Raw genomic sequence first — 14,649 nt, 5'->3', positions numbered from 1 at the left:
AACCGGCAAAGGTAGTGTAGTAGGCAGAGCATTAGCAATAACAGGCTGTTCTTTCTACTCAGAATTGATGCACGCAGGTTGCTCCTGAGGTCCTTGGCAGCGCTAAGTGACTGGTGCGGGAAACGGTTGTCCTGTTTTATTTGTACCTTTGCTAAATTAACCATTAACCTGAACATGCTTTCTAAAAAAGCAAAATATGCCTTAAAAGCGCTTCTGTACCTGGCCAGGCACCAGCAGGAGGGGCTCATCCTGATATCTGACATTGCCGAAAAAGAACGGATTCCGCGTAAGTTCCTGGAGGCGATACTGGTAGACCTGAAAACAAACGGGCTGCTGCAAAGTGTACGGGGCAAAAAAGGCGGATATGCGCTGGTGAAGAACCCGGCGGAGGTATCGGTTGGCAGTGTTATCCGGATGATTGATGGTCCGCTGGCGCCGATTCCCTGTGTCAGCCACCTCTACTACCGCAAGTGCGACGAGTGTATCGACGAGGCAACCTGCGAGATACGGATCGTGATGAAGAAGGTAAGAGATGCCACCGCCGACATCCTGGATTCCACGTTTTTAAGCGATCTGGACAAAATAAATACCTTTTTAGAAGAATAAATTGGAAGTGTCAAAAAGTTTTACTCTATTTGTCTATAATTTCTATAGAGATTAAGGGTTTATCTTGCGATCTCAGAATAGAGGCAGTTAACAGTGCTAAACAGGTAACATGATGGCTTCAGGAAGTAAGATTAACAATGCCACGGTTTTAGAGCCGCAGCAAGAAACAGGAGCAGAGGCTTTGGTGGCTGCTGCAGAAGAAAAAGGAGTAAAGCTGAACCTTTGGTTCGGGCTGACTTTGTTGCTGTTGGTTGGCTGCGTTGCCTGGTTTACAGATATGCACCTGCTGGTGCTGGAGTACATTCCAGCTGGCATCAAACAGGAAGTGACTTCCGATATTTTCCTGTTCATACTCGGCGGTTTTATTGCCCAGATGATAGACGGGGCGCTGGGCATGGCCTACGGCGTCAGCTCTACTACTTTCCTGATTGCTACCGGTGTATCGCCTGCCGCGGCCAGTGCCAGTGTGCATGTGTCCGAAATTTTTACCAGCGGCGCCTCGGGGCTCATGCACCTGAAATTTGGCAACGTAAACCGCAAGCTGTTCCAGAACCTGCTGCTGCCGGGTATTGTGGGCGCTATGCTGGGGGCGTATGTGCTGTCGTCGCTGGAGGAATATAACTACATTCTTAAGCCGCTGGTGTCGGCGTACACGCTGGTGCTGGGTATGATTATCCTGCGCAAGGCGTTTGTGCCCAAAAAGGATGGTATCAAAGCCAAGAAAATCGCACCGCTGGCTATCTTCGGTGGCTTTATGGATTCGGTTGGCGGTGGCGGCTGGGGGCCTATTGTATCGTCGAGCCTGATTGTGCGCGGCAACAACCCCCGCTTTACCATCGGCTCTGTTAACCTGGCTGAATTCTTTGTGGCGCTGGCTTCGTCGCTCACGTTTATCACCATGATTGGCCTCACGCACTGGCAGATTATTGCCGGCCTGATTATCGGCGGTGTGCTGGCTGCGCCCATCGCTGCCTCACTTACCCGCCGCATCCCGGTGAAGACCATGCTGATTATGGTGGGTGTGGTGATTATTTTGGTCAGCTTCCGGACCTTGTTTATGGCGGCCGGGAAGTTTTTCTAAATTATTCCTCTGAACAAAAACAGCCAATCGGTGATACGATTGGCTGTTTTATTTATTCGTGCTGCTGTTTTACTCAAGATGCTATGAGAGTGTATGGCTCTAACCTGATTATCCTTTGAAAAAATAAGCAACAGAGAGGCTTAATACACGATTGTGTCCTTTGTAGGGATTTATACTGGTTACAGTCTCATCGCCGGAAGCTGGGATAATATTGGCCATCCCCCAGGAGTAAGTGCTACTGATTAATGCGGCCGCAGCCCGGTAACCAAGCCCGAAGTTTAGTCCATAATCAAAGCGGCTCCTGAAGTCAACAAATTCTCCATCATTTGCTTCCAAATATTCCAAATAATCAGCTTCATTAACTGTATTCCTAAATTTTATCTTTCCTTTAAAAGAGCTTGAATTGTTATTACCACTGCTTTTGTGTCTGACACTGCCTAGTATCCCGATCCCCACGTATGGGCCGGCATGAACCTGAAAATTTCTTTTTGAATATGCTATATGCATCGGAACCTCTAAATAATTCAAAGAGATGTTATTCCTAAATTCATATGATCCATTCACAGATTCTCCTTTATCACCAAATTTATACCCTTTATTGGTCCAGGCTAATCCAGACTGCAAGCTAAATGCATCGCTGAGTTTATTCTCCGCTATTATGCCAAAGCTATAGCCAAGCCTAGGCTTAGAAATATCTCTATCTGCATTATGATTGATTGCTTCAGCAGAAATGCGGCTGGAATTTACCCCCACCTGTATACCAAGCTTTACCTGGGAATAACAATGAACACTAACAAAGCAGAACATTAGGAGTAGCAGGAGGGAAGGTTCCTTTTTCATAGCTTCAGATGTTTTGTGTAAGAAAATTTAAAGTACTGTTAGAACGTCTGAAATGGCTTGTTTTGTATAATTTTAATATGTTTTATTTTTATTCTTTAAACCAATAAACCACCGACAGCCCAATCACCCTGTAAAAACTTTTGAAATCCTTATAGGTTTCATCCCCTTCCAGGCGGGTGCGGGAGTTGGCCAGGCCCCAGGCGTAGGTTGCCCGGAGTAAAGCCGGACCAGCCTGGTACCCGATGCCGCCGTTCAGGCCGTAGTCCAGGCGGCGCTGGTAAAGTATCCCGTTTTCGGGGGCAAAGTCTGCCGGCAGTGTGTTCCTGAATTTTATCCGGAGCCGTTCTTCATTTGTTTCGGAAACACCGTTCACGGTTCCGTTAAATTCGGACTTCCTGTGCCCAAGCATTCCGATGCCGATGTAAGGACCGGCAACAACCTGGAACTTCCTGATATGACAGGCTGCCTGTACAGGTACTTCTAAAAAGTGAACGCTTGTTTTCTGGTCGTATTCGAAGGCCACATTCATGTCTTTTCCCTTGTCCTCATACCGCTCCCCTTTGTTGGTCCAGTTCAACCCGGTCTGGAGGCTGAACGCTTTGCTCAGCTGGTAACCGGCGAGCACGCCTATGCTAAAACCAGGGATGGGCGAAGTCGCTTTTCTTAACGCTTTCTCATTCTCACGGTCTGCCTGCACATGCCGGAAATCGCTGTACGTGCCGCCTGCCTGCACCCCAAGCCTTACCTGCGCAAGGCCACGGAAACTGATCAGGCTAAGCAGTAACAACTGCAGGAGGAACATTCTGTTTTTCATGGCTTTCCGGGTAAAGGCAATCTGAAACCTGAAGCGCTTCTTATGGAAAAGCTGCTATTATCCGGACGTTTATCCTGCTATAATGTTCTTCGCTTTGGCTTTTTTATTTCTGCTGCTGCCACCATACCCTCTGCTCCTGCTCGAATAACCAAACCAGCCCCTGTGCGTTACTTCAGAGTACACAAGTTTTCATTTTCAAACCTTAAGAACGAGACCTATGGCAGACAAACTGAAAGGAAAAAAGATAGCAATTTTAGTTGAGAACGGCTTTGAGCAGGTAGAACTGACGGAGCCTAAAAAAGCCCTGGAGGCCGAAGGGGCCGAAACGCATATTGTTTCGCCGCAGGACGGGCAGGTAAAAGGCTGGGACCACACCAAGTGGGGCGATAAATTTGACGTGGATAAAAAACTGGACAGCGCCAAAGCCGACGACTACGACGGACTGCTGCTGCCGGGCGGCGTGATGAACCCGGACCACCTGCGCACCAACAAAACGGCTGTGGCGTTTGTAGATGCGTTTCTGTCGAGTGGCAAGCCGATTGCCGCCATCTGCCACGGCCCCTGGACGCTGGTTGAAACCGGTAAAGTAAAAGGCCGCAAAATGACCAGCTACCCCAGCATCCAGACCGACCTCAAAAATGCCGGCGCCGACTGGGTTGACCAGGAGGTGGTGGTGGACCAGGGACTGGTAACCAGCCGCAAACCCGATGACATTCCGGCTTTCAACAAAAAGATGATCGAGGAGTTTGCAGAAGGCATTCATAACCGGAAGTAGGCTGCCCTACAGTAACAAAACAGAGCCGCATCAGCCAGCAGGGCAGGTGCGGCTCTGTTTTGTTAGAGCGCTGGTACGAGCTGCATCAGCTGACCCGTCAGCTTCTCCAGGAAAGCGGTCAGCACCAGGTCGAGCAGGAGCAGGAAGAGGCCTTGCAGGACGATGGCGTTGCCCCAGCCGGTAAACTGTTCGGTTTTAGGCGAATTGCGGGAGTGCTCCTTCAGCAGCGCCCCCAGCAGGATATAACTTACATCCAGCCCCACATTCAGGTACAGAATTTTCTTGAACCAGTGGTGCAGCGAAAGGCTTTGGGCCATGGAGCGGGTGGCATCATCGGAAAGAATAAAATACAGGCTGGCACCGGCAATGCAGATGTTAACGATGTTCCAGTACAGGTTCATCTGGTGGAAATAACGTTTGCTGCGCGTGGCTTTGGTCAGGCTGAGGCTGCCGGTCAGGATGTTGAGCAGCGCCCACAGGCCCAGCCCCAGCATACCGAATTTTAAGATCTCGGACTGTTTGGTGTTAAACTGCTGCAGGGCCTCCTGCTGTGCATGGGCTGCAAAGGTGAATAAGAGTAGAAGTAGCAGGCAAAGAAGCTTTCTCATATGCTGCAGGTGTGGTTTACTGTAAAGAACAGCCATGTGCGGTTGCAGCCTCATGGTTTGGCAATAATGTCGAATCCGATGTTCACGTCCGAATAAATTGTTTTATCGCCTAACGATTGGTCGGAGAGGTAGGTGAGGCCCCATTTGGTGCGGTCAATGTTGAAGTTTGCCCTGGCCTTAAGTTCGTTCGGCTTACTGGTTATGTGGGCCGGGAAAGTTATACTTTTTACAGTGCCTTTTATTTCGAGGTTACCGGTAATGGTGTGGGTGGGGTTTTTAAGTTTCAGGTCGCTGTAGGCGCGCCTGCCTGGCTTTTCTGTTGCGGTACTGTCGTAGGGTGCTACCGAAATAATTTCGAAAACCGCCATCGGGTAAAGCTCCACATCAAAAAAGTCGGCTGATTTGAGTTGAGCGGTTAATTTCCGGTTGCCTTCCACCCCGATCGATTTGTCGGTAGCCTGTAGCGAGGTCATGTCAATAACGAGTGTTCCTCCTGTAATTTTATTTTCCTGAAGTTGCAGTTCGCCATTCAGCAGCCGGAATATGCCGTTGTGCCTGCCCGTTATTTTAGTGGCTATCCAGGTTACTTCGCTTTTTGCAGTATCTACCTGTAAGGCGTCGGTAGGGGCAATGGCAACGGGCTTTTCCAGTGCTTCGCCCACTTCGGCATCGTCGGTTTTAATAGAAGTTTCGCAGGCGCAGGCAAGCAACAGCAATAGCAGCTTGCAACATACAAGGCTATACTGCAACTGTTGCCTGCGCCTGCGCATACATTTTCCTGTTAATACTAGCCAAATCTGCTAAAACCCGACTCCAATGTAGCCCTGGATGGTATGGAGCTTGGCATTTTCGTTTATATCCACTCCCTGGTCGTTTCTTTCCCGGAGGTCATTGAAGTTCATGTTGTAGCGGGCGCCGATTCTGAACCTGCTCACGCGGGCCTCGATGCCTGCTGCCGCACCATAATTAAAGGTGTTGTAGTTATCGATGTTTACCTCGGTGCCATCCTTCTTGCCCGCAATAATATACCCTGCCTGCGGTCCGAAGTGTATATTCAGGACGTTTACGGGGTTAAAGACAAACAACAGCGGCACATCAAAGGAATTAAACCGGTAGGTGGCATCGGTGTTGTTGTTGGTTACTTTATAACCCCGGCGCATATACAGCACTTCCGGCATGATAGAGAAAAAATCGGTGATACTGAACTGGGCAAACGCGCCCGCATGAAAATTGGTATGCCCGCTCAGGGTGCCCATCGCATCGGAATCCTGGCCGCGGAGCCGCGTGTGGTTTATGCCTGCTTTTATCCCGATGCCGGAGTTGGTTACTTCCGTACCACTAAACAAATTGTGGTTTTGCATCATTTTGTTCGGACCGGTAATCTCGTCCTGTGCAAAGGCTGTATAAGCGACTGTCAGTAACAACGCGACTGTGGTAAGTATCTTCTTCATAGTTTTGATGATTAAATAGCGTTCTGTTTTTGTTTGTTGTTTGGGTTTTTGATTATTGAACGTATATACTGCTAAGCAGTTAATTCAGGTTACAAAATATTGCTTTAACACCCCGGTACCCCCGAAAGCAGCGCCTCTGATACCTTTGGCCGCCTTGGTGTAAGCTTCTTTTTTCCCGGAAATATTCCAGTACATGATTTACCTGTTAAGAAGCTGTGAACATCTGGTTAAGAAATAGACCGTTTGTTAACAGGAAGTGAACAGCTGAAAGTGGATAAATGTGATTAATCAACATAGTTATCCACATTTATCAACAAATTGGCCTGTCGAATGTTAACTTTTCAGGATGCTGCGGTTCAATCCTGTGTAAAATCAAAGGAGCAGAGGCTGTGGTGGCTGCTGCAGCAAAGTGTAATGTGCTAATTTTAAATGTGCTGATGGGGCCAGGATGAAGTTGTTGCTATTTAAAAAAGAAGATGACGGTAAATCCTGATTCAGACGGAAAAGCGGAGGTAGTTTATTTTGCCTGAACCCATTAGTTTTGTGTATGCTTAAGATTGCGTGGTCGCCTGTTTTTGTTCATTCCCTGCCCGAGGGGCACCGTTTCCCCATGGCCAAATACGAGCTGCTGCCCGAGCAGCTGCTGTACGAAGGCACCATCACCCACGATAACCTTTTTGCACCGGAACCACTGCCGGAGCCTTTTATCCTGGATACGCACGAGGCGGATTACTGGTACCGCCTGAGCCACCAGCTGCTGACGCCCTCCGAGGTCAGGCGAACAGGCTTTCCGCAGTCGAAGGAGCTGGTGCACCGGGAGGTGGTGATCATGAACGGAACGGTGCAGGCAGCCCTGTATGCGCAGCAGTTCGGCATCGGGATGAACGTTGCCGGCGGCACCCACCACGCCTTCACCAACAGGGGCGAAGGTTTTTGCCTGCTCAACGACATTGCCATTGCCGCCAACCACCTGCTCAAGTACAAAGGCGTTAAAAAGATACTGGTGGTAGATCTGGATGTGCACCAGGGCGATGGCACGGCCCAGATTTTTAAAAACGAGCCCCGGGTGTTTACCTTCAGCATGCACGGCGGCAACAACTACCCGCACCGCAAAGAGCACTCCGACCTGGACATTCCGCTGGCTGACGGCACTGATGATAACACGTACCTGTCGCTGCTACGTAACACGCTGCCCCGCCTGCTGCAGGAACAGGAGCCGGAGTTTGTGTTTTACCAGTCGGGGGTGGATGTGCTGTACAGCGACAAGCTGGGAAAGCTGGGCATGAGCCTGCAGGGCTGTAAAGAGCGCGACCGGCTGGTGCTGGAGCTGTGCCGGAAAAACAGTTTACCGGTAGCCGTGAGTATGGGAGGCGGTTATTCAAAGCAGCTGGCGCACATCGTGGAGGCCCACGCCAACACTTTTCGGCTGGCTCAGCAGCTGTTCTTTTGAACCGTTGATGGTAGTGATTAAATGATTTTTGTGATTATTTGTCTGAATCAGGATTAAGCAGATTAAAGGATTTACAGGATTTTTTTTGTTTGAACAGGATTAAGGAGATTTAAGGAATAACAGGATGAGAGGCAATGGTGGCAGGAGCAAAAGAAGTTTTTTTGTCTGAACCATGATTAACCAGATTAGTGGATTAACAGGATTAGGTTTGTCTGTGATTCGTGAATGGGTTGAAAATCTTCAACCCCTACAAATTCTACCTCTCTACCTTTCTAACTCCTAAACTTTCTAACTCTCTAACTCCTCAATACCGCTTTTTCAGCTTATCGTCGTCGGATTTCTTTCTGCCCGGGAAAATCAGTTTTAGCAGGATGTAGACGATGGGAGACAGCGCGAGCACCAGGATGACATAAAGAACGAGCTTCAGGGCTTTGGCAAAAAATGAAATCGCGATAGCCGACAGGATGACCGATACCAAAAACAGAAGCCAGAAATTGAGGGTGCTCTTTTTCATTGTGTCAGTTGCTTTATGGTTGAAATTGCAGGGCTTTTTGCTGTTACCTGTTCGTTTATGGTTCCGTCAGTTTATACTTCCGGTCGGGGAGAATAGTTAGCTGGCATAGAGCAACAGTTGCCACCGGAAAGCCCACATCCACCTCAGCCTGTACCTGCTGATGCCTGCCTGTTGTACCAGCTCTTTCAGTTCCTGCCGTTTAAAAGCCCGCCATACCGAAAGCGGTGCATCGTTCTTTACCAGGTAAGAGCGTGAGAAAAGGCTGGTTATCCATTTGATTGAATAGTAAGCCAGCCAGTGCCGGTGCAGGTCGTTGATGATGACGGCTAGTCGGGTCTGGGCCTGCAGCTGCCGGAACAACTGCACCAGCTGCGCATCTGTAAAATGGTGGCAGAAAAGGCTGCAAATTACTACGTCGTACTGCTCGTGCCGGAAGACTTCCGAAAAAACATCGTGCTGCGCAATACTGATTTCGGGATAGGCAGTGCAATGCTGCCGCGCATACTGCACCATAAAATCGTTTGCGTCGATGCCGGTTAGTTTTACGGCTACTCCTTTACGTTTGGCCCACCGGGCGATGGTGCGCAGCATATCGCCACCGCCGCAGCCTATGTCGGCGATATGTAACGGACCAGCGGCAGACTGCCGGTTAGCAACTAAATCGTTCAGAGCGTCGAGCACGACCTTGTGCCCACCGAGCCAGTGGTTGATGATTTCCAGCTCTTCCAGGTTCCGCCGTAAGTCCTCGCCCGAAAGCGAAAGATCATCCATCAGTTCCAGCTCTTCAGACCGTTGCTTCAGCATAATGTACTTTTGATAACATCGATTCGAGTGTAAGTCCGGGGCCAAAGGCAAAACTGAGCACCGGCTGGTTGTGGTCCTGTGTGGTAAGCGAGTCCATGAGCGCCTTGAGTACAAACAGCACCGTTGCCGACGACATGTTGCCGTATTCCTGCAGCACCTGGTAAGCAAAGCGGTTGTCGTCGCGGCTCAGGCCGAGTTCCTGCTCTATTACCTCCAGGATGCGGCGGCCACCCGGGTGTATGGCAAAGAATTTAATATCCGAAATACTGGTTTTTAAACCGTTCAGCAGCCTGTTGGTCAGCTGCCGGATGCCTGACTTGATCAGGTCGGGGACATAAGACGACAAGGTCATCTCGAAGCCGGTGTTGCCAATGTGCCAGGCCATTTCCGGTTTTCCGGCAGGCGCCAGGTCACAGTGGAACGACTGCAGCTCCAGGCTCAGGCCCTGCCCCGGCTGTCCCTGCATCAGCACGGCTGCCGCACCATCGCCAAATAAAGCATTCGATACCAGGTGGTCCTGTTGGGTGTATTTCTGGAAATGGATGGTGCAGATCTCGGTACAGACCAGCAACACCTTCGCCGTTGCGTCAGCCTTACAGATGGCGTCGGCCAGTTTGATGGCGTTGAAGGCCGCGTAGCAACCCATAAAATTGACGGCCGTGCGCTGCACATGCGGCAGCAGGGTCAGCCGTTCCACCAGTTCGATGTCCAGGCCGGGTGCATACATGCCCGTGCAGCTTACCGTGATCAGGTGTGTGATGGCTGCGAGCGGCACAGCCGGCACAGCCGCAAGACAATCGTGCACGGCAGCCTCCGACAAAGCCACGGCATGCTTCTGGTATTCGTTCATCCGCTGCTGCACCGTTGGGAAAGGCTCCAGCGAGGGCGTGTTTGGGTAAAAAGTGAAGTCGCCGTTGGTGCGGGTGTAATCTTCCAGCACACTGTAGCGCTTGCCGATGCCGGAAACCCGGTAAAGGGCCTTTAGTTTACGGGTTTGCTGCTCGTCGAACTGAAGAGCGGTAGCCATAAAATCTGCTACCTGCATCTGGGGTATTGCATGTGGCGGATTAGCCGTGCCAATGGCGCTGATGTAGCTTCTCATGTACCGCGGGGTATGGGTGTTGTTGTTTGATAAAGGTTCCTGCCTGGTTGCCTGTAAACAGGATTGTCATGTTTTTGTTGTCACCATTGCTGCTAGTTGGTGCACAGATTAACAGACAAAGCTAAGTACGGAAGCTGTACGGCATTAGATATGCGAAGCTGCTGCTACTGGTGCTTCTTTTTCTAAAATGGTTTGCCGTGGGTGTGGCGCATGAGCAGCTGTACCAGGAATGGTGTATGTTTGAGCGCGCCTATTGTTAGCTCCGACAGCACAACACCGCCAAACAGCTGCTGTACCGTGCGCCCCAGCCGCAGTCTGGTTTCAAACTGCTGTTTCCAGGCGAGGGTATAGGCCTGCTCCAGTTCCTGTCGGTTGCGGCCGTTCCGGAAATAATGCAGTACCTGTTCTGTGGCTATTTTACCGGCGTGTATAGCCATGGCCATGCCGTTTCCGCAAAGGGGGGCTATCATACCGGCAGCATCTCCGCACATGAGCATGTGGTTCTCGATACAGGTTTTGGTGGCAAACGAGATCTCATTTATTACCTCCGGCTGTTCATACAGGAATTCCGCCTCCTCGAATACCTTTTTCAGATGCGGATTTTTGTACAGCACAGCGCGTTCCATGGCCGGAATGGAGCCATGCTGTTTCAGGTTTTGGCGGGTGGTCAGGTAGCAGAAGCAGTAGCGGTCATCTTCTACTGCCGATATGCCGGCATAGCCGTCTTTAAAGTTGTGCAGTGCGATCAGGTCTTTGGGGTGGTTGAGCCGGAGGTGGTACTTTACGCCAATATAAGGAGAGCGTGCCGTGAAAAAGGACCTGTTCAGTTGCCGGTCCAGGTTGGCGCGTTTGCCGTAGGCCCCCAGTACCACGGGTGCCTGCAGGGTGTGGCCCCCGGCAGTCTGTACCCGGAACGTGTCGTTGGCGAAGGATACCTGCTGCACATTGGCCTGGAGCTTAAACGACACCCCCTTGTGCTGTGCCACCTGGTAGATGTAATGGTCAAAAGCATAGCGGCTCAGGCCAAAGCCACCCAGGTCGAGCGGCGCCTCCAGCAGGTTGCCTGCCGGAGACGATACGGCAAACCGCGAAATGGCAGCAGGTTGTAAAGGAGCAGGGTCGGCTCCAATGGCCTGCAGGTAAGGCAGCACCTCGTTGGAAACATACTCGCCGCACACCCGGTGAAAGGGATACACTTTCTTTTCGAGCAGCGTAACCTGCAGCCCCTGGCCTGCCAATCCGATGCTGCTGACCAACCCGGCCAGGCCGCCGCCAACTATAATGATGTCATTCAAATTTTCACAAAAAAAGTAGTCTACATTTTGTTCAATAAAAGCACCGGTTTTTTAGTAAAATGATTAAATTTATAGGGCAAAATGCATGAACTATTTTAGCTTTAAAGCGTTCTTATTAAAATAAAGAGTTTTCTAATATAACGAAATAAGAAATAATCCTCTATGAAACAATTTATACTTTCTTTTTTCTTCTGCTTGTCGTTCTTTGTGGCGTTGGGGCAGGCACGAAACAAGGCAACTGTTTCGGCTGCTGACGATAAGGAAAAGGCGCTTACTGTTGAACAGGACGAGGAAGGGATATCTATTTATCCCAATCCGAATTATGGTGTGTTTACAGTAACGCTTTCGGATACCTTTGCAAAAAAAGCAGAACTACGGGTAATGAATGTGATCGGGAATGAGATTTACCGGGAAACGCTGACACAGTCGGATGCCCGGGTTTCTACTGTTGTAGATCTTACGAAATTTGCCAAAGGCTTATATTATGTAAAGATCGAAACCGACAACAAAAGCACCGTCCGGCGGGTAGTGGTGAAGTAAACGGACCTATACAAATACAGGCGGCGACTCTGAAAAGGGTCGCCGTTTTTTTGTGAAAAATATTTTTTCAAAGAGCTTAAACCATGGCGCAGCATGTGTCGTCCAACCGAAAAATTTAAAAGAAAGAAATCATGAAAAGAGTAAACACCCTTTCCCGTATTCTGATGCTGTGCTTCGGAATCATGTTATCGTTTGGTGCTGCTGCACAAGGTGGTCAAGGTGGCCAGGGCGGCCAGCGTATGTCCATGGAAGAGCGTCAGGCGCAAACGCTGAAGACCTACAAAGAGCAGCTGAAATTAACCGACGAGCAGGTGACAAAGCTTGAGGCTATTAACAAGCGTTCGTTCGAGTCGATGCAGGCGCTGCGTGGCCAGAACCAGGATTTAAGCCGCGAAGAAAGAATGGCGAAACGCCTGGAAATTCAGAAAAAGACAGATGAGGAAATCAAAGCTATTCTGACAGAGGAGCAAAAGCCACTGTATGACCAGTTGCTGGCACAGCGCGAGGAGCGTATGCGTCAGTTTGGCCAGGGCGGTCAGGGTGGCCAGGCAGGCCAGGGTCAGCGCCAGCGCAACAACAACTAACAGCTCGCAGCTCCACAGCTGCTAAGCTGCAAAAAGCATCCGGAAATTTCTGCTCCTTTACCTGCTTCGGCCAGAGGTGATAAAGGCTTGGTTTCCGGATGCTTTTTTGTTTGCTGTTTAACGGCCCGCCCTGCTTCCTGTAATTCCGGAGCAGAAACTGTGGTAGCTGTAGCAGAGAACTTTCCTGCTGCACCAGCTTGATAAAGTATTGCTGTAACACCAGTTATTCCCCACCTCCTCGCTCCTTTTTTACGGAAAAAGTTCTTCTGCACCAGCCACTACAGCCACAGCTCTTCCAGGCAAAGCAGGGGGTAGTTTAAAAATTGTATAACACAGGGAGCCCGATGTGGTGGATTGTTAAAACTGAAGGTGCAGCGATACTAAAAAGGCATGCAGGTGTGCGCTTTCAAACGGGTAGTCTAAGGGTTTAATTCCTAGAACGGTACAATATGGTGCTGTTGAGGTTGCTGCATATTTTTAACTCAAAAAAATCTTTAAACTAAAAAGCAAAAGGCAGGATAGAGCAGGATACTTTTATTGTGCTGAGCTTATATTTTGGTAAAAAATTTGGATAGGAATATCTGACTTTTCTTTAGTAACAATCAGTAGTTAGTTTTTTGGTTTTTAAGTGCCGGATGCCCGGGGCGAGGTATGCAATTTAGTCTGCTGCCTGATGCGCCTGGTGTTGGGGTTTTGTGCAATTTTTTTACAGTACAGTTTTATTTTAATCATCAACAACTTTAAAAACAGGGAAATTTTATGAGAGTAACTTTTACAAAATGGATTGCTTGCCTGGTGGTATGTTGCTTATTTGGCATAAATGCACAGGCGCAATGGGCGCAGTTAACAGGAACAGGTGGGACGCAGGCTACCTACACTTCTGTAGGGGTAGCTCCAGATGGCACACCTTACGTAGTGTTCAGTGGCAATGTGGATGGTACCACCGGTAGTTCTACTACTACAGATAAGACGCAGGTAAAAAGATGGACTGGCACAGAATGGCAACAAGTAGGAAACGCAGGTTTTTCAACGGGAGGCGTAGAGTGGACCTCCATAGCTTTTTCTCCACAAGGAGTGCCTTATGTGGCTTTTAAGGATAAAGGAACCGTAGACGGTGTAGCAAACAGAATGAGGGTGGCCAGGCTCAACGGCAGTACCTGGGAAATTATTTATAACTCTGCTGCGGAAGGGCGCTATGCCTCCCTTGCCTTCGACAACAGCGGCGTACTGCACCTGGCTTTCCGAGACCATGCCAACGAAAGCAAAGCAGTGGTAATGCGCTACTCCGGCACAGGCACTGCCTGGTCACCTGTCGGCCCTGAGACCGGCATATCAACAGGCGCTGTGGAATATACCGCTATAGCTTTCGATAATAATAACAACCTGTACTTATCTTATAGCATGGGTGGTGCACCTGCCGTTCAAAGACTTGTAGGAACTGAATGGCAGCCAGTAGGAGCAGAAAGTCTGGCAGGTATCCATGCCAGAAATACAGACATAGCTATCGGTCCAAATAACATGCCTTATCTCCTAATCAGGTCAGGAACTGAAGCTGCCTCAGCAGTTGCCAGGGTATTTCGTTTGAATGGTACAACCTGGGAAAATGTTGGACCAGCCACAGGCTTTGGAGCACCAACAATCGATTGGATGAATTTAGAAGTCGGTAGTGATAATAAGCTTTATGTTGGTTTTATGGAAGTAGCTGGCAGAAGTGCTGTCTACACGCCAAATGCAGCCGGTACAGCATGGGAATATGTGGGAGGTGACAGAGTAAGTACTACCTTTAACGCCTCCCATACAGGCTTTGCTATGAATAAAGCAAACGGTAATTTCTTTATTTCAGCCCGTGGTGCCAGTGATGGCAACAGAGGATTGTTTGTGTGGCAATATACCCCAACAACAACAAGTGCTGCTAAAGACTTAGCAAATAAATCTGGTGTTAGTGTATATCCTAACCCCTCTTCTTCATCTTTCCGCTTTACGGCAGCCGGTAAGTTCAGCTATGTTATCTACAACAATGCAGGCCAGGTAATGGACCGTGGTCAGGGTGTTGGCGAAGGCGAGGCTGGTGCTGCACTGCGTGCCGGGCTGTACTTTATACAACTGCAAACGGAAGCAGGCAGCCAGACGCTGAAGCTTCTGAAGCAGTAGTTTTTAGCGAGCTGTATTTTCGCGTGTAGGAAAG

17 protein-coding genes are annotated in these 14,649 nt (G+C 49.5%); 7 read left to right on the top strand and 10 right to left on the bottom strand.

Features of this window, described 5'->3' with window-relative positions:
* The first annotated feature begins 174 nt into the window (after positions 1–174).
* Together DCW36_RS06045 and DCW36_RS06040 are read left to right on the top strand one after the other, a co-directional pair.
* A complete protein-coding gene (locus tag DCW36_RS06045; protein WP_114777450.1) occupies positions 175–606 on the top strand; it encodes an RrF2 family transcriptional regulator in 432 nt (143 codons plus the stop codon).
* A gap of 109 nt (positions 607–715) precedes the next feature.
* Positions 716–1,687, top strand: a complete 972-nt coding sequence (locus DCW36_RS06040) for a sulfite exporter TauE/SafE family protein (protein WP_114777449.1) — start codon at positions 716–718, stop codon at positions 1,685–1,687.
* Between the two features lie 108 nt (positions 1,688–1,795).
* Here the strand turns inward: DCW36_RS06040 and DCW36_RS06035 are convergent, their stop codons facing one another.
* Both DCW36_RS06035 and DCW36_RS06030 read right to left on the bottom strand, forming a co-directional pair.
* Positions 1,796–2,527, bottom strand: a complete 732-nt coding sequence (locus DCW36_RS06035; RefSeq protein ID WP_114777448.1) for a porin family protein — start codon at positions 2,525–2,527, stop codon at positions 1,796–1,798.
* 88 nt (positions 2,528–2,615) lie between these two features.
* Positions 2,616–3,341, bottom strand: coding sequence for a porin family protein (locus DCW36_RS06030; RefSeq protein WP_114777447.1), 726 nt, complete (start codon positions 3,339–3,341; stop codon positions 2,616–2,618).
* Between the two features lie 217 nt (positions 3,342–3,558).
* On the opposite strand from DCW36_RS06030, the gene DCW36_RS06025 reads away from it, so the two are divergent.
* Positions 3,559–4,116 carry a type 1 glutamine amidotransferase domain-containing protein gene (locus tag DCW36_RS06025; protein WP_114777446.1) on the top strand — a complete coding sequence of 186 codons (558 nt, stop codon included), beginning with the start codon at positions 3,559–3,561 and terminating at the stop codon, positions 4,114–4,116.
* 62 nt (positions 4,117–4,178) lie between these two features.
* On the opposite strand, the gene DCW36_RS06020 is transcribed toward DCW36_RS06025, so the two are convergent.
* From DCW36_RS06020 to DCW36_RS06010, 3 genes are read right to left on the bottom strand one after another with little or no spacing between them, the layout of a single operon-like run.
* A complete protein-coding gene (locus tag DCW36_RS06020) occupies positions 4,179–4,724 on the bottom strand; it encodes a DUF6992 family protein (RefSeq protein WP_114777445.1) in 546 nt (181 codons plus the stop codon).
* A gap of 50 nt (positions 4,725–4,774) precedes the next feature.
* Entirely contained in the window at positions 4,775–5,494 is a 720-nt protein-coding gene (locus DCW36_RS06015; protein WP_114777444.1) for a YceI family protein, read from the bottom strand.
* Positions 5,495–5,524: 30 nt separating this feature from the next.
* The gene (locus DCW36_RS06010; RefSeq protein WP_114777443.1) at positions 5,525–6,175 is read right to left on the bottom strand and encodes a porin family protein; all 651 of its coding nucleotides are present in this window, start codon (positions 6,173–6,175) and stop codon (positions 5,525–5,527) included.
* A 547-nt stretch (positions 6,176–6,722) separates the two neighbouring features.
* On the opposite strand from DCW36_RS06010, the gene DCW36_RS06005 reads away from it, so the two are divergent.
* Positions 6,723–7,625 (top strand): histone deacetylase family protein, encoded by a 903-nt coding sequence (locus DCW36_RS06005; RefSeq protein WP_114777442.1) that lies wholly within the window; start codon positions 6,723–6,725, stop codon positions 7,623–7,625.
* A gap of 304 nt (positions 7,626–7,929) precedes the next feature.
* Here DCW36_RS06005 and DCW36_RS06000 read toward each other — a convergent pair whose 3' ends face one another.
* From DCW36_RS06000 to DCW36_RS05985, 4 genes are all read right to left on the bottom strand, one after another.
* Positions 7,930–8,139, bottom strand: coding sequence for a hypothetical protein (locus DCW36_RS06000; protein WP_114777441.1), 210 nt, complete (start codon positions 8,137–8,139; stop codon positions 7,930–7,932).
* A 96-nt stretch (positions 8,140–8,235) separates the two neighbouring features.
* A complete protein-coding gene (locus DCW36_RS05995) occupies positions 8,236–8,943 on the bottom strand; it encodes a methyltransferase domain-containing protein (protein WP_114777440.1) in 708 nt (235 codons plus the stop codon).
* Entirely contained in the window at positions 8,924–10,045 is a 1,122-nt protein-coding gene (locus DCW36_RS05990) for a type III polyketide synthase (protein WP_114777439.1), read from the bottom strand. Before DCW36_RS05990 ends, DCW36_RS05995 begins: the two co-directional genes overlap by 20 nt.
* 182 nt (positions 10,046–10,227) lie before the next feature.
* The gene (locus DCW36_RS05985) at positions 10,228–11,340 is read right to left on the bottom strand and encodes an NAD(P)/FAD-dependent oxidoreductase (RefSeq protein ID WP_114777438.1); all 1,113 of its coding nucleotides are present in this window, start codon (positions 11,338–11,340) and stop codon (positions 10,228–10,230) included.
* A gap of 162 nt (positions 11,341–11,502) precedes the next feature.
* Here DCW36_RS05985 and DCW36_RS05980 point away from each other — a divergent pair, with 162 nt between their 5' ends.
* Positions 11,503–11,880: a T9SS type A sorting domain-containing protein gene (locus DCW36_RS05980; protein WP_114777437.1), complete on the top strand. Its 378-nt coding sequence runs from the start codon at positions 11,503–11,505 to the stop codon at positions 11,878–11,880.
* A gap of 131 nt (positions 11,881–12,011) precedes the next feature.
* The gene (locus DCW36_RS05975; RefSeq protein WP_125185089.1) at positions 12,012–12,464 is read left to right on the top strand and encodes a hypothetical protein; all 453 of its coding nucleotides are present in this window, start codon (positions 12,012–12,014) and stop codon (positions 12,462–12,464) included.
* On the opposite strand, the gene DCW36_RS22490 is transcribed toward DCW36_RS05975, so the two are convergent.
* Complete coding sequence (locus tag DCW36_RS22490) at positions 12,461–12,736, bottom strand: hypothetical protein (protein WP_125185088.1); 276 nt, start codon at positions 12,734–12,736, stop codon at positions 12,461–12,463. The genes DCW36_RS05975 and DCW36_RS22490 overlap by 4 nt on opposite strands.
* A 487-nt stretch (positions 12,737–13,223) precedes the next feature.
* Between DCW36_RS22490 and DCW36_RS05970 the strand changes: the two genes are divergently transcribed.
* Complete coding sequence (locus DCW36_RS05970) at positions 13,224–14,615, top strand: T9SS type A sorting domain-containing protein (protein ID WP_114777435.1); 1,392 nt, start codon at positions 13,224–13,226, stop codon at positions 14,613–14,615.
* Positions 14,616–14,649 lie beyond the last annotated feature (34 nt).

This window comes from Botryobacter ruber, assembly GCF_003347595.2.
Taxonomy (GTDB): domain Bacteria; phylum Bacteroidota; class Bacteroidia; order Cytophagales; family Hymenobacteraceae; genus Pontibacter; species Pontibacter ruber_A.
The sequence above is the reverse complement of the archived record's forward strand: the minus strand, read 5'-3'. Positions and strand labels throughout refer to the sequence as shown.

What these genes read in the sequence shown, in the direction of transcription:
- DCW36_RS05970 (WP_114777435.1), top strand. Translation starts at nt 13,224, where the DNA reads ATGAGAGTAACTTTTACAAAATGGATTGCTTGCCTGGTGGTATGTTGC.
- DCW36_RS06040 (WP_114777449.1), top strand. Translation starts at nt 716, where the DNA reads ATGATGGCTTCAGGAAGTAAGATTAACAATGCCACGGTTTTAGAGCCG.
- DCW36_RS06015 (WP_114777444.1), bottom strand. Translation starts at nt 5,494, where the DNA reads ATGCGCAGGCGCAGGCAACAGTTGCAGTATAGCCTTGTATGTTGCAAG.
- DCW36_RS06030 (WP_114777447.1), bottom strand. Translation starts at nt 3,341, where the DNA reads ATGAAAAACAGAATGTTCCTCCTGCAGTTGTTACTGCTTAGCCTGATC.
- DCW36_RS05980 (WP_114777437.1), top strand. Translation starts at nt 11,503, where the DNA reads ATGAAACAATTTATACTTTCTTTTTTCTTCTGCTTGTCGTTCTTTGTG.
- DCW36_RS05975 (WP_125185089.1), top strand. Translation starts at nt 12,012, where the DNA reads ATGAAAAGAGTAAACACCCTTTCCCGTATTCTGATGCTGTGCTTCGGA.
- DCW36_RS06035 (WP_114777448.1), bottom strand. Translation starts at nt 2,527, where the DNA reads ATGAAAAAGGAACCTTCCCTCCTGCTACTCCTAATGTTCTGCTTTGTT.
- DCW36_RS06000 (WP_114777441.1), bottom strand. Translation starts at nt 8,139, where the DNA reads ATGAAAAAGAGCACCCTCAATTTCTGGCTTCTGTTTTTGGTATCGGTC.
- DCW36_RS06025 (WP_114777446.1), top strand. Translation starts at nt 3,559, where the DNA reads ATGGCAGACAAACTGAAAGGAAAAAAGATAGCAATTTTAGTTGAGAAC.
- DCW36_RS05995 (WP_114777440.1), bottom strand. Translation starts at nt 8,943, where the DNA reads ATGCTGAAGCAACGGTCTGAAGAGCTGGAACTGATGGATGATCTTTCG.
- DCW36_RS06005 (WP_114777442.1), top strand. Translation starts at nt 6,723, where the DNA reads ATGCTTAAGATTGCGTGGTCGCCTGTTTTTGTTCATTCCCTGCCCGAG.
- DCW36_RS05990 (WP_114777439.1), bottom strand. Translation starts at nt 10,045, where the DNA reads ATGAGAAGCTACATCAGCGCCATTGGCACGGCTAATCCGCCACATGCA.
- DCW36_RS06045 (WP_114777450.1), top strand. Translation starts at nt 175, where the DNA reads ATGCTTTCTAAAAAAGCAAAATATGCCTTAAAAGCGCTTCTGTACCTG.
- DCW36_RS06010 (WP_114777443.1), bottom strand. Translation starts at nt 6,175, where the DNA reads ATGAAGAAGATACTTACCACAGTCGCGTTGTTACTGACAGTCGCTTAT.
- DCW36_RS06020 (WP_114777445.1), bottom strand. Translation starts at nt 4,724, where the DNA reads ATGAGAAAGCTTCTTTGCCTGCTACTTCTACTCTTATTCACCTTTGCA.